Annotated in this window: 16 protein-coding genes; 6 read left to right on the top strand and 10 right to left on the bottom strand. The window is 64.3% G+C overall.

The window, feature by feature from the left end; translation table 11 throughout:
• Window positions 1-129 precede the first annotated feature (129 nt).
• Genes CAG00_RS00770 through CAG00_RS00760 form a run of 3 tightly spaced genes read right to left on the bottom strand, consistent with a single transcriptional unit; the run spans window position 130 to window position 5738 of the window.
• Window positions 130-3276, bottom strand: a complete 3147-nt coding sequence (locus tag CAG00_RS00770) for an efflux RND transporter permease subunit (protein ID WP_085663190.1) — start codon at window positions 3274-3276, stop codon at window positions 130-132.
• 16 nt (window positions 3277-3292) lie between these two features.
• The gene (locus tag CAG00_RS00765) at window positions 3293-4492 is read right to left on the bottom strand and encodes an efflux RND transporter periplasmic adaptor subunit (protein WP_085663189.1); all 1200 of its coding nucleotides are present in this window, start codon (window positions 4490-4492) and stop codon (window positions 3293-3295) included.
• Window positions 4485-5738, bottom strand: a complete 1254-nt coding sequence (locus CAG00_RS00760; RefSeq protein WP_085663188.1) for a TolC family protein — start codon at window positions 5736-5738, stop codon at window positions 4485-4487. The genes CAG00_RS00765 and CAG00_RS00760 overlap by 8 nt, the downstream gene beginning before the upstream one ends.
• A 282-nt stretch (window positions 5739-6020) precedes the next feature.
• Between CAG00_RS00760 and aroQ the strand changes: the two genes are divergently transcribed.
• The gene (aroQ, locus tag CAG00_RS00755) at window positions 6021-6470 is read left to right on the top strand and encodes a type II 3-dehydroquinate dehydratase (RefSeq protein ID WP_085663187.1); all 450 of its coding nucleotides are present in this window, start codon (window positions 6021-6023) and stop codon (window positions 6468-6470) included.
• Entirely contained in the window at window positions 6467-7315 is an 849-nt protein-coding gene (locus tag CAG00_RS00750) for a shikimate dehydrogenase (RefSeq protein ID WP_085663186.1), read from the top strand. Before aroQ ends, CAG00_RS00750 begins: the two co-directional genes overlap by 4 nt.
• Before the next feature lie 131 nt (window positions 7316-7446).
• Here the strand turns inward: CAG00_RS00750 and CAG00_RS00745 are convergent, their stop codons facing one another.
• Entirely contained in the window at window positions 7447-7983 is a 537-nt protein-coding gene (locus CAG00_RS00745) for a thioredoxin family protein (protein WP_075044653.1), read from the bottom strand.
• Entirely contained in the window at window positions 7973-8248 is a 276-nt protein-coding gene (locus tag CAG00_RS00740) for a DUF2790 domain-containing protein (RefSeq protein WP_023662927.1), read from the bottom strand. Before CAG00_RS00740 ends, CAG00_RS00745 begins: the two co-directional genes overlap by 11 nt.
• 220 nt (window positions 8249-8468) lie before the next feature.
• Between CAG00_RS00740 and CAG00_RS00735 the strand changes: the two genes are divergently transcribed.
• From CAG00_RS00735 to CAG00_RS00720, 4 genes are all read left to right on the top strand, one after another.
• Window positions 8469-9209 (top strand): response regulator, encoded by a 741-nt coding sequence (locus CAG00_RS00735; RefSeq protein WP_003250463.1) that lies wholly within the window; start codon window positions 8469-8471, stop codon window positions 9207-9209.
• On the top strand, window positions 9206-10492 hold the full coding sequence (locus tag CAG00_RS00730) for a HAMP domain-containing sensor histidine kinase (protein WP_085663185.1): 1287 nt from the start codon (window positions 9206-9208) through the stop codon (window positions 10490-10492). The genes CAG00_RS00735 and CAG00_RS00730 overlap by 4 nt, the downstream gene beginning before the upstream one ends.
• A gap of 248 nt (window positions 10493-10740) precedes the next feature.
• On the top strand, window positions 10741-11358 hold the full coding sequence (locus CAG00_RS00725) for a ferric reductase-like transmembrane domain-containing protein (protein ID WP_085663184.1): 618 nt from the start codon (window positions 10741-10743) through the stop codon (window positions 11356-11358).
• Between the two features lie 14 nt (window positions 11359-11372).
• Window positions 11373-11861: a DoxX family protein gene (locus CAG00_RS00720; RefSeq protein ID WP_075044651.1), complete on the top strand. Its 489-nt coding sequence runs from the start codon at window positions 11373-11375 to the stop codon at window positions 11859-11861.
• A gap of 121 nt (window positions 11862-11982) precedes the next feature.
• On the opposite strand, the gene CAG00_RS00715 is transcribed toward CAG00_RS00720, so the two are convergent.
• From CAG00_RS00715 to CAG00_RS00695, 5 genes are all read right to left on the bottom strand, one after another.
• Complete coding sequence (locus CAG00_RS00715) at window positions 11983-12681, bottom strand: DUF2063 domain-containing protein (protein WP_085617604.1); 699 nt, start codon at window positions 12679-12681, stop codon at window positions 11983-11985.
• Window positions 12674-13522 carry a DUF692 domain-containing protein gene (locus tag CAG00_RS00710; protein ID WP_085663183.1) on the bottom strand — a complete coding sequence of 283 codons (849 nt, stop codon included), beginning with the start codon at window positions 13520-13522 and terminating at the stop codon, window positions 12674-12676. The genes CAG00_RS00715 and CAG00_RS00710 overlap by 8 nt, the downstream gene beginning before the upstream one ends.
• A 76-nt stretch (window positions 13523-13598) precedes the next feature.
• Window positions 13599-14090 (bottom strand): hypothetical protein, encoded by a 492-nt coding sequence (locus CAG00_RS00705; protein ID WP_013971966.1) that lies wholly within the window; start codon window positions 14088-14090, stop codon window positions 13599-13601.
• 163 nt (window positions 14091-14253) lie between these two features.
• The gene (locus CAG00_RS00700; protein WP_085663182.1) at window positions 14254-14808 is read right to left on the bottom strand and encodes a DUF4174 domain-containing protein; all 555 of its coding nucleotides are present in this window, start codon (window positions 14806-14808) and stop codon (window positions 14254-14256) included.
• Window positions 14809-15006: 198 nt separating this feature from the next.
• Window positions 15007-19494, bottom strand: a complete 4488-nt coding sequence (locus tag CAG00_RS00695) for an NEL-type E3 ubiquitin ligase domain-containing protein (RefSeq protein WP_085663181.1) — start codon at window positions 19492-19494, stop codon at window positions 15007-15009.
• Window positions 19495-19546 lie beyond the last annotated feature (52 nt).

Genomic DNA, 19546 nt, shown 5'->3' with positions numbered 1-19546 from the left:
TGGGGCCGCTTTGCGGCCCATCGCGACACAAGGCCGCTCCTACAAGGGATCGCGTCAATTTGCGGCTGATGCGGTCCCCTGTAGGAGCGGCCTTGTGTCGCGATGGGCTGCAAAGCAGCCCCAAAACGCTCAACCCTCCTGCACCTCTTCGCGCCGATACGCCCACTGATACAACGCCGGCAACACCAGCAAGGTCAGTGCGGTGGACGACAGAATCCCGCCAATCACCACGGTCGCCAGCGGCCTTTGCACCTCGGCCCCGGTCCCGGTCGCCAAGGCCATCGGGATGAACCCCAGCGACGCCACCAGTGCCGTCATCAGCACCGGCCGCAAGCGCGTCAGCGCGCCCTCCTCGACCGCTGCCCGCAGCGTGCGCCCTTCCTCCCGCAGGCCACGGATAAAGGCGATCATCACCAGCCCGTTGAGCACCGCCACCCCCGACAAGGCAATGAACCCCACGCCAGCGGAAATGGACAACGGAATGTCCCGCAACCACAGCGCCAGCACCCCGCCGGTAAGGGCGAACGGGATGCCGGTGAATACCAGCAGGCCATCCCTGAGGTTGTTGAACATCATCAGCAACAGCGCCATGACCAGCAGCAAGGCCACTGGCACCACCACCTGCAGGCGCTCGGCCGCCGACTGCAGCTGCTCGAACTGGCCACCCCAGCGGGTCCAGTAACCCGGCGGTATCTGCACCTGCTCGATCAACGTCTGCTCGGCCTCCTCGACGAACGAACCCAGGTCGCGCCCACGCACGTTGGCACTTACCACCACCACCCGCTTGCCATCCTCGCGGCTGACCTGGTTCGGCCCCAGCTGCAGGTTCAGCGTGGCGACCTGCGACAGCGGGATGAAGCCTATTTGCCCGGCACCCGCAGCAGCACTGGCCGGCACCGGAATCAGCAGGCTGCCCAGCCCGTCGACATCGGTGCGCAGGGTTTCCGACAGGCGCACCACCATGTCGAAACGGCGGTCACCCTCGTACAACGTGCCGGCCGTGCGGCCACCCACGGCAATGGCAATGGCGTCCTGCACATCGCCCACGTTAAGGCCATGGCGGGCGGCCTTGTCGCGGTCGATATCGATGGTCAGCACCGGCAGGCCGGTAGTCTGCTCGACCTTTACCTCGGACGCGCCCGGCACGCCTTGCAGGCTGCTGGCGATCTGCGCGGCGGTGCGGTTGAGCACATCCATGTCATCACCGAACAGCTTCACCGCCACATCGCTGCGCACCCCGGAAATCAGCTCGTTGAAGCGCAGCTGGATCGGCTGCGACAGCTCGTGGTTGCTGCCCGGCACGCTGGCGGCGGCACGTTGTACCTCGGCGATCAGCTCATCACGCGGCTTGCCCGGGTCGCCCCATTGCTCACGCGGACGCAGCATCACATAGGCGTCGGAAATGTTCGGCGGCATCGGGTCGGAGGCGATCTCGGCGGTGCCGGTGCGGGCGAACACCCGCTCCACTTCCGGCACCTGGGCGATGATCGCCTGTTCCAGGCGCTGCTGCATGTCGACCGACTGCGACAGACTGGTACCCGGCACCCGCAGGGCCTGCAGGGCGAAGTCGCCTTCGCTGAGGCTGGGGATGAACTCGCTGCCCATGCGGCTGGCCATAACCCCGGACAACAACACCAGGGTAGCGGCGCCAGCGAACGCCAGCTTGCGCCGGCCCAGCACCCAGGCCAGCACCGGGGCATAGCGCTGACGCGCCGTGCGCATTACCAGGCCTTCCCCTTCCTTGACCTTGCCGGTGACGAACAGGGCAATGGCCGCCGGCACGAAGGTAACCGAGAGGATCATGGCACCAAGCAGGGCGATGACCACGGTAAAGGCCATAGGGTGGAACATCTTGCCCTCCACCCCGGTCAAGGCAAAGATCGGCAGGTACACCACCATGATGATCAGCTGGCCATAGATCAGCGGCCGACGCGCCTCACGGGCGGCAGCGAACACTTCATGGAAGCGCTCGGTGCGGGTCAGCATGCGGCCATGGCGTTGCTGGGCGTGGGCCAGGCGGCGGATGGCGTTCTCCACGATCACCACCGCGCCGTCGACGATGATGCCGAAGTCCAGTGCGCCCAGGCTCATCAGGTTGGCGCTGACCTTGTTGCTGAACATGCCGGTGAAGGTGAACAACATCGACAACGGAATGACCATGGCGGTGATCAGCGCAGCGCGGATGTTGCCCAGGAACAGGAACAACACGGCGATGACCAGAATGGCACCTTCGACCAGGTTCTTCTTCACCGTGGCGATGGCCTTTTCCACCAGGTTGGTGCGGTCGTACACCGTCACCGCGACCACGCCCTTGGGCAGGTTGCGGTTGATCTCGACCAGCTTGGCGGCGACCGCCTGGGACACCGTGCGGCTGTTCTCGCCGATCAGCATGAACACCGTGCCCAGCACCACTTCCCGGCCGTTTTCGGTGGCCGCGCCCGAGCGCAGTTCTTCGCCCAGGCCGACCTGGGCAACATGGCTGACGCGGATTGGCGTGCCATCGACACTGGAGATGACGATGTTGGCGATGTCCTCGGCCGACGCCACCTGGCCTGGCGCGCGAATCAGCAACTGCTCGCCATTGCGCTCGATGTAACCGGCGCCGACGTTGGCGTTGTTGCGCTCCAGCGCCGCGATCAGGTCGTTGAGGGTGAGTTTGTAGGCCGCCAGGCGCTTGGGCTCCGGCGCAATCAGGTACTGCTTGGCATGGCCGCCGATGCTGTTGACCTCGGCCACCCCGGGCACGTTGCGCAGCTGCGGCTTGATGATCCAGTCCTGGATCACCCGCAGGTCGGTCGGGGTGTAGGGTGTGCCGTCCTCCTTCAGCGCGCCCTGCTCGGCTTCCACCGTCCACAGGAAGATTTCACCCAGCCCGGTGGAAATCGGCCCCATGCCCGCTTCGATGCCGTCGGGCAACTGCTCACGCGCCACTTGCAGGCGCTCGTTGACCAGTTGGCGGGCGAAGAACAGGTCGGTGCCGTCGTCGAAAATGACCGTGACCTGCGACAGGCCCGAGCGCGAGAGCGAGCGGGTCTGCTTGAGCCCGGGCAGGCCGGCCATGGCGGTCTCGATGGCGAAGGTGATGCGCTGCTCGGTCTCCAGCGGCGAATAGCCGGGGGCGGCGGTATTGATCTGCACCTGGACGTTGGTGATGTCCGGTACAGCGTCGATCGGCAGTTTCTGGTAGCTGTGGATACCCACCGCGGCCATCAGGACCACGGCCAGCATCACCACCAGGCGCTGCTCGATGGCGAATTGGATCAGGCGTTCGAACATGCAGGCGTCCCCGTGATCAATGGCTGTGCTCGGCCGAGCCTTTGCCCAGCTCGGACTTGAGGACAAAGCTGCCGGCAGCGGCCACCTGGGTTCCGGCGGCAAGGCCGGTGGTGATTTCCACCTGGCCGGCGTCGCGGCGGCCGGTCTTCACCGGGCGGGCCTCGAAGCCTTCCTCGGTACGGGCAAACACCACGATCTGCTCCTCCCAGGTTTGCAAGGCGCTTTGCGGTACCACCACGGCGGCGTTGAAGCGTTCGACGCTGACCGCGACATTGACGAACAGCCCTGGGCGCCAGGCGCCGTTGGGGTTGGCCAGCGTGGCGCGGACAGTGGCGGCACGGTTCTGCTCGCCGAGCAGGCTGCCGACGTAGTTGACCTTGCCCTCGACCTGGGCGCCCAGGTCCGGCGCGCTGACCGTGACATTGCGGCCGGTGGTCACCTTGTCCAGGTCGCGCGGGGCGACGGCGAAGGTGGCCCAGACCCGGCTGAGGTCAGACAGGGTGAAGGCATTGCTGGTCTCATCGACCACCTCGCCCACGGTCAGGTGCTTTTCCACCACCACTGCATCGAACGGCGCGCGCAGTTCATAGCGGTTGCCGGCGCCGGCCGGGCCCACGGCGGCGACCTTCTGCCGGGCGTTGGCCAAGGCAATCTCGGCTTCCTGCAACGCCTGACGGGCCTGCAGGTAATCCTGCTCGGCACTGATGCGTTCCTGCCACAGCTGCTGTTCGCGCTGGAAAGTCAGGCGCGCCAGTTCCAGGCGGCGCTGGGCAGCCTGTTGTTCGCTGCGCAGGTCGGAAATCTGCTGGCTGGCGATTACCGCCAGCACCTGACCACGCTTGACCGCCTGGCCCAGCTCGGCTTGCACCGACTCGACCACACCGGGCACGCGTGGCACGACGTGGGCGGTACGGTCCTCGTCGAAGCGGATTTCACCCGGGAAGCTGATGGCGGTGCCCAGTTCACGAGGGCCGGCATTGGCCAGTTGCACACCGGCAGCTTCGATCTGGGCGATGGACAGGTGCAGCTTGCCCTCATCTTCTTCGTGGCCTTCGCCGGCCTGTTCCTCGCCGTGGCCGTGGCTGTCTTCGCCGTGGTCGTCGTGCCGGGCTTCAGTGCCTGACGCGTTGCCGAGGTTGCCGGTCCAGGCCAGGCCACCGAGGCCGAGCGCGGCAATGGCGGCAGCCAGAAGGGCTATCTTGCGTGGATTAGTCATTGTTGCTCCTGCTGTTCAATTTGTTGCGCAGGCCATCGAGGTCGCCATAGATCCGCTCGACCTGCGCCCGCGCGTCGGTCGCCGAGGCCAGCGCCTCGAGGTACAGCCCGCGCGCCTCGATCAGCGTGCGCTGGGCGTCGAGCACATCGAGGAAGGCAAACTTGCCCATTTCGAAACCGCGTGTGGCGGTGTCCACGGCCTGCTGGGCAGAAGGCAGGATGGTGCGGTCATAGGCCTGCACTTCCTGCATGGCCGTGGCCCACTGGCTGACGGCGCTGCGGGTTTCACTGCGCAGACGCAGCTCCACGGCGTTGCGCAGGTCACGCGCCTGGTCGACACGGCGGGCCGCGGCCAGCACGTTGCCCTGGTTGCGGTCGAACAGCGGCAAGGGCATCGACAGGCCCACCACATTGACCCGCTCGCGGTCTTCGCGGCTGTACTGGCTGCCAAGGCTGACGGTGAGGTTGGGAATGCGCAGGGCCTTTTCCGAACCCAGGGACGCTTCGCCGCGCTCGACCTGGGCGGCGGCCAGGCGCCATTCAGCCGTTTGCTCGACCTGGTCGAGCAGGGCGTCGGCGCTGGGTGCATCACCGGGGGACAGGTTGGCGGCCTGCAACTGATCGAAGCTTGCCAGCGGGCTGCCGGTCAACCGTGCCAGGGCCTGGTAAGCCACACTGCGCTGGGTTTGCGCACGGCGCACTTCGGCCTGGGCCTGGGCCAACTGCACCTGGGCCCGGGTGGCCTCCACGGGCGATGACTGGCCAGCGGTCACCCGCCCCTGCACCACTCGCAGCCCACGCTCGGTCAACGCCTGCGATTGCTGCGCCAGCTCCAGCGCGGTCTGGGCGCGCAGGGCCGCGTGGAACGCCTGCACCACATCGGCGCGCAAGCCGTTGCGCTGGCGCTCCAGGTCCAGCTGGGCAATGGCCTGACCGGCACCGGCCACGGCGATGCGTGCACCGCGCTTGCCGCCCAGCTCCAGCGGTTGGCTGAGGGTGACAGTGGTGGTGCTGGTGTCACGGCGGGTGTCCTCGACCTCCCAGGACAGCTCCGGGTTGGGGATCAGCCCGGCCTGGCGCCGCTCGCCATCGGCAATACCGATTTCCCGGCCGGCCGCGGCCAGCTCCGGGTTCTGGGCAAAGGCGGCGTCAAGCGCCTGGGGCAGGCTCAGGCTCTGGCTGGCCTGGGCGCTGGCGGCAACAGCCAGCAACAGGCAGAGCAAGGCGGTCTTGCGGGGGATGGGCACGAAACAGGTCCTCGTCGGCGAGCTTTGGCGAGGGACTGTAGAAAGCCGCGCTTATCGGGGCGGTGGCGGGAAAATTACAATTTTGTAATCAAGCTGCAGGCGACAAAGCTGGAGCCCTATGGGTTTCCTGTGGGAGCTGGCTTGCCGGCGATAGGGCCGGTACAGGCAATATCAAGTTCGATAATCGCCCACTTTCCCGGTACAGCGGTTTAGTCCAATTGACTAAACTAACCAGTCGGTACAAAACTAGACGCATCCAACAACAACAAAGCGATGCCCGTCATGAAGCCCCTCATTCTCGTGCTCAACGGCCCCAACCTGAACATGCTGGGCACCCGCGAGCCTGCCCAATATGGCCACGAAACCCTCGCCGACCTGGCCCAGGGCTGTGCCGATACCGCCCATGCCCACGGCCTGGAAATCGAATTCCGCCAAACCAACCACGAAGGCGAACTGATCGACTGGATCCATGCCGCCCGTGGCCGCTGCGCCGGCATCGTGATCAACCCCGGTGCCTGGACCCATACCTCGGTGGCCATCCGCGATGCCCTGGTGGCCAGCGAAGTACCGGTGATCGAAGTGCACCTGTCCAACGTGCACAAGCGCGAACCGTTCCGTCACCTGTCGTTCGTATCGTCCATCGCCGTCGGGGTCATCTGCGGCCTGGGCAGCCATGGCTACCGCACGGCCATCAGCCACTTCGCCGAAATGTTGCAGGAGCACAGCGCATGAGCCAGCAAGCCATCCTCGCCGGCCTGATCGGCCGCGGCATCCAGCTGTCCCGCACTCCTGCCCTGCACGAACACGAAGGTGATGCCCAGGCGCTGCGCTACCTGTACCGGCTGATCGATGCCGACCAGCTGCAACTGGACGACAGCGCCCTGCCCGGCCTGCTCGACGCCGCCCAGCAAACCGGTTTCACCGGGCTCAACATCACCTACCCGTTCAAGCAGGCGATCCTGCCGCTGCTCGACGAACTGTCGGACGAAGCCCGCGGCATCGGCGCGGTGAACACCGTGGTGCTCAAGGACGGCAAGCGGGTCGGCCACAACACCGACTGCCTGGGCTTTGCCGAAGGCTTGCGCCGTGGCCTGCCTGATGTGGCACGGCGCCAGGTGGTGCAGATGGGTGCCGGTGGTGCCGGTTCGGCCGTGGCCCATGCCCTGCTGGGTGAAGGGGTCGAGCGGCTGGTGCTGTTCGAAGTGGACGCGGCCCGTGCGCAGGCCCTGGTGGACAACCTGAATGCCCACTTCGGTGCCGGGCGCGCCGTGGTCGGCAACGACCTGGCCACGGCCCTGGCCGAGGCGGACGGGCTGGTCAACACCACACCGGTGGGCATGGCCAAGCTGCCGGGCACACCGCTGCCGGTGGAGTTGCTGCGTGCGCGCCTGTGGGTGGCGGAGATCATCTACTTCCCGCTGGAGACCGAACTGCTGCGCGCCGCCCGGGCATTGGGCTGCCGCACCCTGGATGGCAGCAACATGGCCGTGTTCCAGGCGGTGAAGGCGTTCGAGCTGTTCAGCGGGCGCCAGGCGGATGCGGCTCGGATGCAGGCGCACTTTGCCAGTTTCACCTGACGGATCGGTGTTGGCTTCTTCGCGGGTAAACCCGCTCCCACAGGGATCGCACAGTCTGCAAGCGGTGCAGTACCTGTGGGAGCGGGTTCATCGAGTCGTCGAACCGCCGCGAAGAGGCCGGCACAGACAACTCACCCTTTTTCATCCAGCAACGCCTGTATCACCTGCTCCTGCCCACCATAATCCCCCTCGCCAAAGTGCACATGGCGCACCTGCCCCTTGCGGTCGACAAAGTAATGCGCCGGCCAGAACTGGTTGCCCCAGGCATTCCACACCTTGTAGTCGTTATCCACCGCCACCGGGTAACCGATCCCCAGGCTGGCTACCTTGTCACGCAAGGTGCCTACATCGTGCTCGTAGTCGTACTCCGGGGTGTGCACGCCGACCACCACCAAACCCTGGTCGGCATAGCGCCGCGCCCATTCGTTCACATGCGGCAGGCTGCGCCGGCAGTTGATGCAGTCCCAGGTCCAGAAGTCCACCAGCACCACCTTGCCCTTGAGCCCGGGGCCATCCAGCGGCGCCGAGTTCAGCCACTGGCTGGCGCCGGACAGCGACGGCATGGCACCGTAGCTGTCGCGGGCCATCAGGTGCCCGGCCAGGCCCAGGCCGGCCAGCGCCAGGGCAATGCCGCCAACCTTCAACAACAAGCGGCGATCAATTCTCATGGCAACCGCCGGTGGCGTAAGTGCGGTACTGCACGCTCTGCTGCTGGCCCTTGGAGTCGAGGTAGTCCATGCGGGTGTTCACCAAACCGCAGGCGTCGCTCTGGTCATCCTGTATCGACAGCACTTTCTTCACATCCAGGTGGTCACCGTAGCGGTACTGCATGACCCCGCTGTCGTCCATCGGCATGGTGGAGGCCTGGGCGGCAATGGCGCCGAAGCTGAGCACGGCGAACAGGCTGGCACGGGCGAAGGTATTGAAGTTCATGGCATCTCTCCTGTGTAACGCTTGAGGGTGGGGAGTTGTGCTCCCCGGTCGAGAGCCATTTCACGCCGGCCAGGTATCCCGTATGTGTCGCCCGAAGCTGTGATGTGCTTCCTCCTGTGTCTGTACGCATGGCAGATACACTGCAATACAAACCCCCGCAGGCAAGCGCGAATGCGCTCGGTACACTGCGCCCATCCCCTCTTGCACAGGAACGCAGCGCATGGAACACGTCGATCACATCCTGATCGTCGACGACGACCGCGAAATCCGCGAACTGGTCGGCAACTACCTGAAAAAGAACGGCCTGCGCACCAGCATCGTTGCCGACGGCCGGCAGATGCGCGCCTTTCTCGAAGCCAACAGCGTCGACCTGATCGTCCTGGACATCATGATGCCCGGCGACGACGGCCTGCTGCTGTGCCGCGAGCTGCGCGCCGGCAAGCACCGCAACACCCCGGTGCTGATGCTGACCGCCCGCAACGACGAAACCGACCGCATCATCGGCCTGGAAATGGGCGCCGACGATTACCTGACCAAGCCGTTCTCGGCCCGCGAACTGCTGGCCCGTATCAATGCCGTGCTGCGCCGCACGCGCATGCTACCGCCCAACCTGACCATCAGCGAAAGCAGCCGCCTGCTCGGCTTCGGCCAGTGGCGGCTGGACACCACCGCGCGCCACCTGCTCGACAGCGAAGGCACCCTGGTAGCCCTGAGCGGTGCCGAATACCGCCTGCTGCGGGTGTTTCTCGACCACCCGCAGCGGGTGCTCAGCCGTGAGCAGTTGCTCAACCTGACCCAGGGCCGCGAAGCCGACATCTTCGACCGCTCCATCGACCTGCTGGTCAGCCGCCTGCGCCAGCGCCTGGGTGACGACGCCCGCGAACCCAGCTGCATCAAGACCGTGCGCAGCGAGGGCTACGTGTTCTCGCTGCCGGTGCAACTGCTCGAGTCGCCATCATGAAGTGGCCACGTACCCTGGCCTCGCGCCTGGCACTGATCTTCTTCACCGGCCTGGTACTGGCCTACGGCCTGTCGTTCGGCCTGCAGGCCTACGAGCGCTACATCAGCAGCCGCTCGATGATGCTCAGCACCCTGGAGCAGGACGTGGCCACCTCGGTGGCCATCCTCGACCGCCTGCCCGCGGCCGAGCGCGCCGCCTGGCTGCCGCGCCTGGAGCGGCGTACCTACCGCTACCGGCTGGACCAGGGCCTGGCGGGCGAAGCCATGCCGACCAGTGACCCACCCATGGCCGCCGACTCTATCGTCAAGGCCATTGGCGCCGACTATCGCCTTTCCTTCCAGGAAATCCCCGGCCCGAATGCGCACTTCCAGGCACACCTGACCCTGGCCGATGGCGCACCGCTGACCATCGACGTCACCCCATCGCCGGTCCCGGTGGCACGTTGGCTGCCCGTGGTGTTGCTGATCCAGCTGGCCGTGCTGTTGCTGTGCACCTGGCTGGCGGTACGCCTGGCGATCGGCCCGCTGACCCGCCTGGCCCGTGCGGTGGACAACCTCGACCCGGACAAGCCTGGCGTGCAGCTGGATGAAAGCGGCCCGCGCGAGGTGCGCTACGCCGCCGTGGCCTTCAACGCCCTGCAGGCGCGCATCGCTGCCTACCTCAAGGAACGCATGCAGTTGCTGGCGGCCATTTCCCACGACCTGCAAACACCGATCACGCGCATGAAGCTGCGTGTCGAAGTGATGGACGAAGGGGTGGAAAAGGACAAGCTATGGAGCGACCTGGATGAAATGGAACACCTGGTGCGCGAAGGCGTGGCCTATGCCCGCAGCATGGACACCAGCACCGAGGCCCCGTGCCGGGTCAACCTCGATGCCTTTCTCGACAGCCTGGTGTTCGACTACCAGGACAGTGGCGCCCAGGTCGAGCGCCATGGCAGCAGCGGCAGCCTGCTGGAAACCCGCCCGCATGCCCTGCGCCGGGTGCTGGTGAACCTGGTGGACAACGCCCTCAAGTTTGCCGGCGCTGCCGAACTGGAGGTGTGCCGCGAGGGCGACTGGACGTTGATCCGCGTGCTCGACAACGGGCCAGGCATACCCGGTGGCGAACTGGATGAAGTGCTCAAGCCGTTCTATCGCGTGGAAGGTTCACGCAACCGCAGCACCGGCGGCACAGGGCTGGGGTTGGCGATTGCCCATCAGCTGATCCAGGCCATGGGCGGCCGGCTGACCCTGAGCAACCGCGCAGGCGGCGGGCTGTGCGCGCAGATCGAGCTGAAGTAAGGCAATCTCAGGTAGGGGCGGCCTTGTGTCGCGATCGGGCCGCAAAGCGGCCCAGGCAATTCATGCGGCGAAGCTGAAAACCTGGGGCTGCTACGCAGCCCATCGCGACACAAGGCCGCTCCTACAGGGACTGCGGCGCTTGAGCGACTTCTACAATCCGATACACAACCCCACCACCGTCGACACACTGCAGATACCCCACCCCGACACACTCCCGGTCACACAACCACACCCCGGGAGCCTTCCTGATGAAACCCCTCACCCTTCCCTCCGGCTGGAAGCTGTTCGCCACGCTCGCCGGCCTGACCTTGGCGATGACCGCCGTGGTACTGGCCAGCCAACCTGATCCGGACGGCCTGCGCAGCGCGATCCGTGCCACTGCGCGCAGCTCCTTCGCGCTATTCCTGCTGGCCTTCCTGGCCTCGTCGCTGGTGACCTTGCTGCCTGGCACCAGCAGCCGTCGCATCCTCCAGGAACGGCGCTATCTGGGGTTGGCATTCGCCTTTTCCCACACCGTGCACGGCGTACTGATCTACCGCTATGCCCAGCAATTCCCCGAGCTGTTCTGGGCCGGCCGCACGCTCACTTCCAGCCTGCCCGGCACCCTCGGCTACCTGTTCCTGCTGCTGCTCACCATCACCTCGTTCAAGGCCCCGATGCGCCTGTTGGGTGGCCGTGCCTGGCAGGCCCTGCACAGCACCGGCATGTGGGTACTGGCCGCAGTGTTCTGCCTGTCGTTCTACAAACGCATCCCCATGGGCGGCTGGTACCCGCTGGCATTCGCCCTGATGTTCAGCGCAATCACCGTCAAGCTCACCGCTAAGCTGGCCCGCCAGCAACGCCGTAACGCCCGTGCCCTTTCCTGAAGAGAGAAACCAGCATGACCACCTTGACCCGCACCCTGACCACCTTCGACCGTTTCGGTACCTGGAGCGCCGACCTGCCGTTGCGGCTGTTCCTGGCCTGGGAATTTTTCGAATCCGGCTGGGAGAAATTCAATGGCAGCAACTGGTTCGCCGACCTGCAAGCGAACTTCCCGTTCCCCTTCAACCTGCTGCCTGCAGAGCTGAACTGGCAGCTGTCGATGTGGGCGGAGCTGATCCTGCCGTTACTGCTGTTGCTGGGGCTAGGTACCCGGCTGGCCTCGTTGGGGCTGATGGTGGTGACCGTGGTGGCGATTGCTGCGGTGCATTGGCCGGCGCACTGGTCGAACCTGGCCGAGCTGGCCCAAGGGTATGCGATTACCGACCAGGGCTTTGGCAACTTCAAGTTGCCGTTGATCTACCTGGTGGCGTTGCTGCCACTGCTGCTGAAAGGGGCTGGGCGGTTGAGCCTGGATCATTGGCTCAGAGGGCGGTTCTGCAGGTGATATCGCCGGGGCTGCGTTGCAGCCCATCGCGACACAAGGCCGCTCCTACAGGGGATCGTGTACCTCTGTAGGAGCGGCCTTGTGTCGCGATAGGGGCGCAAGGCGCCCCCCATACCCGCACTCAACCTGTACCGATGATGACCCCCTGCTCGCGCAATCCCTCCAGCAACGCCAACCCCTCCTCCACAGCACCGCCCAACGCCTGCAACCGAGCCCGCCCACTGCCCTGTTCCAGCGCCAGCAACCGGTACGCCAGCGGCGCCAGGCGCGCGAAGCGCACCTTCAACCCCGCATCGCGATAAACCAGCAACAAGGTCGGCGCCTCTGGCGCAACCGCTGGCTGGTAATCCGCCCCGATCCGCTCCACCGGCCAGCGATAGGCCAACACTCGTGCCACACACGACAACAGTGGCTCCCCTTCCAGCAGGTCGCCTGCCGGGTCATGGGCCGGGTCCTCGGCATCGCTCAGATACAACTGCGCCTCGACCCACTCATAGTGCGCCAGCTCCAGCTGCCAGGGCGCATCCAGCTCGATGCCTTGCAGGTAATCGACGAACGCTTGGGCAATCTCGGTGAACAACGGTGTCTGGCTGCGATAATTGGCATAGAAATCTCGCACTCGGGCATGCCAGCGCGGCTCGCCCAACGCCTGGCGCATCACCGGAAAACTGCCGGCCAGCAAACCTTCGATAGCACCATAGAACAGCTCACGGTAAACCTTCAGGCGCCGGGCCTCCACGCCCGGCGGCGGCGCATGGCGCTGCGGGTCACGCAGGTGCCGGGCCAAGGTGTACTGCTGCTCACGCAAGGTCTCATTCATTTGCATGCCCTCCCGCAGCACACTGCACAGTGCGGATGCGCGCCGCCTCGGCGAGCAGTTCGGCCAGCGGCGGATAGTTGAAATCACGCTCGAGCACGGTCGGTTGCACACCGAAGCGCGCACAGGCGACCGCGTACAGCGCCCACACATCCTCCTTCACCGCAGCCCCATGGGTGTCTACCTTGAGGTCCGGCGCTTCATCGTAATGGCCAGCCACGTGCATGCCGGCGACCCGCGCCTGGGGCAAGCCCGCCAGGAATTCGCGGGCGTCGTAGCCGTGATTGCAGGCATTGACGAAGACGTTGTTGACGTCCAGCAGCAAGTCGCAGTCGGCCTCATCGAGTACCGCGCGGATGAAGTCGAGTTCACTCATCGCCTGGTACGGTGCGGCGTAGTAGCTGATGTTTTCCACGGCAATGCGCCGCTCCAGGTATTCCTGGGCCTGGCGAATCCGCGTGGCCACATGGCGCACCGCTTCGTCGGTGAATGGAATGGGCATCAGGTCGTACAGGTGCCCGTCATCACTGCAGTAGCTCAGGTGCTCGCTGTACAGGCGCACCTGGTGGCGATCGAGAAACTGGCGGGTCTGGCCAAGGAAATGGCGGTCCAGCGGCTCGCTGCCACCCAGCGACAACGACAGCCCGTGGCAGGTAATGGCAAAACGCTCGGCCAACTGCGCCAGACCCTTGCCGTAGGCACCGCCCACGGCAACCCAGTTTTCCGGTGCGCATTCGAGAAAGTCCACGGCGCCAGCCTCCATGGCCAGCAGTTCCGGCAGCAGGCCGCGGCGCAGGCCTAGCCCGGTCTGTAAAGGTACAGGGGACAAAGATGTGGGGTGCATGAACAGGTCTCCGCAACAGGCACAACGCCCCGCCTGACCAGCAGGAGGGGCGTTGCGCGGTTCGTGGGGCAGAAGGTCAGGACTTGCCGGTCAGGTGGCTGAACAAGCCTTCGGGCATGGCCTTGCCATTAGCCTGGTAGATCGCCTTGAGGTGATCCGCAGCCTCCTGTTCGGAGATGAAGCCATCATGGTTGCTGTCGATCTTGTCGAAGTCGCCGGCACGGTCCTTGGCCACCGCCAGGAACTCGTCGCGCGAGACCTTGCCGTCGTGGTTGCTGTCGGTCTTGGCGAACGAGGCGTCACCACACTTGCCCTCGCCACATTTGCCTTCGGCACCGGCCTTGGCGCTGGCGCCGCACTTGCCCTCACCGCATTTGCCTTCGCCCTGGGTGGCCTTGGCGCTGCCACCACATTTGCCTTCACCACACTTGCCCTCGCCGGCCACCTTGGCCGAAGCCAGCTGGTAACCCTGGGCCAACGGCTCGACGGCAAAGGCGCTGCTGCTCAATGCCATGCTGCCGATCAGGGCAGCGCCGAGCAGGCCGAGGGTGTTTCGTACTTGAGTCATGGTGTCGCTCCACTGTGGTTGGAATGTGGAGCCATTAGGCCGTTGCGGTATGTCGTGGATGTATCGCGCGGGGTGCGGTTTTGTATGGGAATGGGTCTGCGGCGTGGGCAGATACAGTGGGATACACAACGGCCCCAAGGTGCCTCGGGGCCGTCGTGCAGGGTCAGTCTTCCAGCGGCTTGGGTGGCGCGGCCGGCTTGGCGGGTTTGGCAGGCTTGCTGTCCTTGGACTTGGGCTCCGGGGCCGCCGCTGCCACAGGCTCCGGCGCCGTCACGGCTTTTTCGCTGGCAGGCAGATCATCGACCGCCTTGAGGATCACCTGCGGGTCGATGGCCTCGCCCTCCTCGTCGTCCTTGAGCATGTGCCGCTCACCGTCCTTGCCCACCAGGATCACCTTGGTGCCTTTGCTGGCACCCAGCTTCAACTCGCGTATCAGGGCCATGGTGGTCTGCTGCTCGAGGTTCTTGTCCTCACGCTTGCCCATCATGTTGGCAACGCTGTACACCACCAGGCTGCGCTCTTTGAAGGCGGCCTGGGTGGCCGGGTCCTTGAGGGCCTCGTTCAACCCACGCAAGGTCGGGTCGGCGCTGCTGGGCGCAATGACGACCAAGGGCCTGGCCTTGCCCAGTTCCTTGGCCAGCGGCGCGTCACTGTCGGCAGCAAACACAGGGCCGACGAGCGCGAGCAAGGTGGCGAGGGTCAGTGACCGGACGAGCATGCGTATCTCCTTATTCTCTCGATAAACCAGAAGACTACAGATCAGGGCGAAAGATCCGACGAGCGAGCGTAAACCAGCAAAAGGCCTCCATGTTTGAATGAACAGTAACCGGCGGTTACCAAGTGCGGTCACTCCACGTCCCGAGCCCGAAAAGTACCTCTATCACTTGTAGCTTGAGCATAGTCCAATGCGCCCTGGTCATGCCGGCCGTTGCAGAGCCTCGATGGTCAGTTGAAGCTCGGTCCTCTCGGTCCACAGCCTGATTTCCGCCATCAACCTGGCGGCGTCCTCGGCATTGGCATCCTCTGCCAACTGGTTCTGAAACCTTGGCGGCACTTCCAGTTCACGCACGTAGCGTTTCTCGAGATGATTTCTCCAGAAAGGTTGCTGGACCATCCACACTGCCACCGATTCGGCTGTCTCGTTACGCCTGACCTGATCAGCCGCGCGCATCACCGAAGCGTCATCCAGGTGCGGGATGCCCTCGTATAGCATGCTGCGCGCGTTGCCAGGCAGGCCCAGCTCCTCACGCAAGCGGATCGAGTAAGCTAGTACCCATTCGATCGACTCATTGCCCGCACCTGCAGCCTCAGCCTCGCGCAAGGCGATGAAGTCAACCTCCTGCTGCCTCCACAACTGCCGCGCCAGTTTCACCAGGGCTCGTTCCTGGCTGCCAGAAGGGGCGGCCTGCTCGGCTTCCCACACAAGGCATCGGATTTCAAGCTGCTGGAAGACCACTGTGGCATTGTCGGCGCAGTTCTCGACCAGTGCATTGGCGAAAATTTCATTGGCCAGTGCTGCTGAGCTGTCCACCTTTTCCATCATGGTCAAAACGCGTGCAGCCAGCATTTCCCCATATCGAGGATGGGTGAAGTCTTGCGAGCGCGTAAGCTGTTTCAGCAGTTGCATGAAGTTCGTCACCCCATCCATTTGCTCAACAGTGGCCCACAGGTTACCCAGATCTTCGCGTCTATCACCGTCCAGGCGGTCCACCCAGCGAAATTTGTGAGGGACCGAACTGTCCTCCGGAATGTTCCAGGCCTCCTGCACATCTACAGCCTGGTGCAGCAGCACAGGATTGCCTGACAGCGCCACGTAGCCGTCCCGCCACAACGGGGACTGGATGAAGTTGGGAGGCAACAGCGTGATGAAGTTGTTGGAAGCATCGAGCATGTACAACGTCTGACAGTCCGTGATGCCCTCGGGTAGCAATACCAACCCGGCATTGCGCAAACGCAGTTCGGCCAACTGGTTCATCTGTGCCACAGAAAAGGTCATGTTCAAGCGATTGTCCGAAAGGTTCAGGTAACGTAACCGGCTGCATTGCGCCAGCACTTGAGCCTGGGGCTCGTCCAGAGAGATGCGATTGCCGGACAAGTCGAGTATGCGCAAGTCATTGAGCAACGACAGGCTCGCTGGCAGACGTTGCAACTGGTTGTAGCTCAGTTCCAGGGACGTCAGATTGGGGAATGAGAGCAGGAACTGCTCTGGTACCTCTTTCAGCAACAGGCTGCGCAGGGAAAGTTCGGTAACGTGCGGGAAGCTGAAGAGTGGGCCCAATTCAGGCAATGAGCACAGGTCATACGCGCTGTACTGCCAAGTTAAAGCCAGACGTTGATGCTCAGGTGTAACTTGAGCGGGCACCCGTTCCCGCCAGCATTGCATGATTGCTTTGCGAAACCGCTTGCGCTCGGGTCGATCACGATTCAGCAACCCTCGCCACTCCCAGCTTTTCAAGTGGTCGTTCAACCTGCGGGCCTGCTCTTCGAGCACACCGAGTTCGGTGTCGGTATCACGCCCCGAAGCATGCAAGGTGGTCAGCCAGGCTTCGATCTGCTCGTCACTGTACGCTGGGTAAAGGTCGCGCAGACGCGCCTCGAACGCCCGGGGTCGAGATGCAGACCGGGCAAAGCATCCCTGGCAGCCGCCCAGCGGGTATCCGACCCTGCCATCCTCCAGGCGCACTGGCGCCAGCATCCATGGCTGTCGAGGGTTTTTGCCCAACACCTGGGCGAGTACCCTGCTGTGCCCGGGCATTTGCCGGGCCAACACTGCTCTCAAACCCGGGGCGTAGGGTTCAGTGATACCGAGTGCAGCACGATCGGCCGGGGCAAACGCATCCGCCAAGGTCTCGAACAGCTCGCCGGGGCCACTCATTTCGAGGCCTAGCGCATCTTCAAGCTCGAACCGCCCGTTGTCATGCACAAGCCTGTAGTTCTGCCCGTCGCCAGCAGTAGTCATTATCGGCTGCGGGCTATCGCCATCGTACAGCCGCCAGCGCGGCCTGGCCTCCCTGACATCCAGAGTCTCCAGCAGCGTCAGCGCGACCTTGGCCTGGTCCAGGGTCTGGGGCGTATCAATGAACAGCGCCTCGCAGGCACGCGCAACACGTATGCGCAGTACGCTCAGCCTGGCCCTTTCGACCAGCCGAAACGGCACCGTACCGCTGACCAGTGCCTGAAATTCCGCACCTTCTGCCGACAGCTCACCCACAAGCTCGCGCGCCGCTCGGCGATGCAGGCTCGGGAATGCCTTGCGCAAGGTTGCCACCGCCGCATCGTCTGGCTCCTGCTGCCCGTCATACACCTGTTGAAACAGCTGGCGCCGCCTTGCCGAGACCTGCGCCGCCAATGCTGGCCCGCCCTGCTCGGTGACACCAGGTAGGGCGCGAGCCTTCGCCAGCAACGGCGCGTCCTCCGGCACCCGCCCGAGCTTCAAATCGTCCAGCAGGGTTTGCAGCCGGCGATCGATCAGCAGGCGCTCTACGGTATCGACCAGCTCGGCCTCAGGTGGCCGGCCGTACACATGCAGCGCCCGTAGATGGTCTGCATCCAGGGCATGGACGGCCATGGCCTGGTCAATCTGTTCATCATCCAGGCGAGCGAAACGCTCACCAAGACGGCGGAACATCCTGTGCTTGTCTGTCCAGCTGGCCGGTTGCTCGGTCCATAGCCGCCAGGCACCGGCGTCATTGTGACGCAACAAAGGTCCATGACCATCTCGTGGTGCCAGTTGCCACTCTTCATCTGCGCGCTGGACGATTTCGTAGTTGTGGCCGTCCATGGTCATCCAGCTTCTGTTTTGGGCACGGTAGATGCCCATTGCATCGGCCACTTCCCCAGCGGGAGGTGCAGCGCTGCGAAACGGCACCAGGTCTCCATTCCAGAGTTTCTCGCTGCCGTCTTCCAGGCGCGCTGGCACCCATTGGTCCAATGCGGCCCAGGCCCGGCTCGCTTCCCGCCATACCACAGCGGTTACACCGATCACGGCCAGGTCTTTGGTCACGCTGAGCACATGCTCCATTGCTGCGCTGGTATCGCCCTCGCGCCAGTCTTCCACGGCCTGGAACAGCTCGCCCAGCAGGTCCCAGACCATTACCGCCAGCAGCAGCGCATTGAGTGCGGGGATGAACACGCCCGCCACCGTGGCCAGGGTCCAACCCTCGGCAACCAACCTTTGTTGATGGGCTTCCTGGGCCTTGCGGTCAAGGTCCGACACCGGCGTGGCAATCAGCGCGGCATCGTCCTTGATGTGGGCAATGCGCGCGGCAGCAAGGTGGGCGAACAACGGCAGCGGGTAGTCCCGCATGTGCTGGTCCATTTCCCGGGTTGCCCAATCGGCGACGCCCACCAGGTCCTTGGCAACCCTGGAGAAGAACTGCTGGCAGTCGCGCCGGCGTACGAAGCGTTTGAAGAAATCCTGATAGCGCTTGTCTCGCAGACGCTTGCCCAAGACCTTGCGGGTGAAGCTTTCCAGGTCGGGGCTTGCGCTCCAGGGACCGTGGGGGTCATCGGGAATATAGACAATGATCTTGCGGCTGACTTTGTCATGAAATACATCGAGTATCACGATCTGTTGCAGATCGCAGCCGAACGCCTTCAGTTGCCGGGCCACCACTTTCGACTCGTACAACGTGCCAGGTCTCCCTTGCCTGCATAGCTCCAGCACCAGGTCCAGCTCGGCAGTACTCAGTACTCCATCGCCTTTAGCCTTGCACGCATCGATCAGCATGACCGAGCTGTACAGCTGGGCAAGCGTCGAAGCCATGCTGCGCCAGCCGCTTGCCTGGCTGCTCGGCGCTTTGAGCACGCTGTCCAGGTGCTGTTGATAGCGCTTGCCCAGATCCAGCTGGCGGCACAAGCGTGCGAAAGCTGGCGCGGTTGGTGAGGCGAGCCGTTGCGACAGGCTGTCGACGATGCAGTTGTCCTTGTGCTGCTCGTTCCGCCCCTCGCCCGGCGTGAAGTTGTCCAGTGCCGCCTCGATCAGCGGTACCTCGAAATAGTCCTTTTCCAAAACCGGGTAGCGCCCCCACACGGTGCCCTGGCTGGGAGCGGTGTAGGTGTACCAGCGCCTGAAATACAGGCCATCGACATTTTCCTTGGTGCCGAACTGTTCCTGCATGGCGTTTTGAAGCAGCGGCTTGACGAAACGGTCGATGCCCTCGATTCGCGCAAGCTCCTTTTCCAGCCACTGTCGACAGGCCAGGCTGTCTTTCAATGCGTCGCGCAATGCAGCATGCTGCGATTCATACAAACCGTTGGCCGGGATGTTCTGCTCGGTCGGCGAGACGATACGCAGCCGGCGAATCCATCTGGGCAGTCGCTTGACGATGAGGTTGTCCTGATAGGCCTGCTCCATGGCCAGCGTATCGGCGGTTGGCGGTTGCTGCTTGGTGGGTGTAGTCACGTTGTTACGCCTCGGGCTTATCAAAAGGCCCGACACTAGACGCAGGCTTGCC

Origin of the sequence: Pseudomonas sp. B5(2017), assembly GCF_002112825.1 — a bacterium.
Lineage (GTDB): Bacteria > Pseudomonadota > Gammaproteobacteria > Pseudomonadales > Pseudomonadaceae > Aquipseudomonas > Aquipseudomonas putida_Z.
The sequence above is the reverse complement of the archived record's forward strand: the minus strand, read 5'-3'. Positions and strand labels throughout refer to the sequence as shown.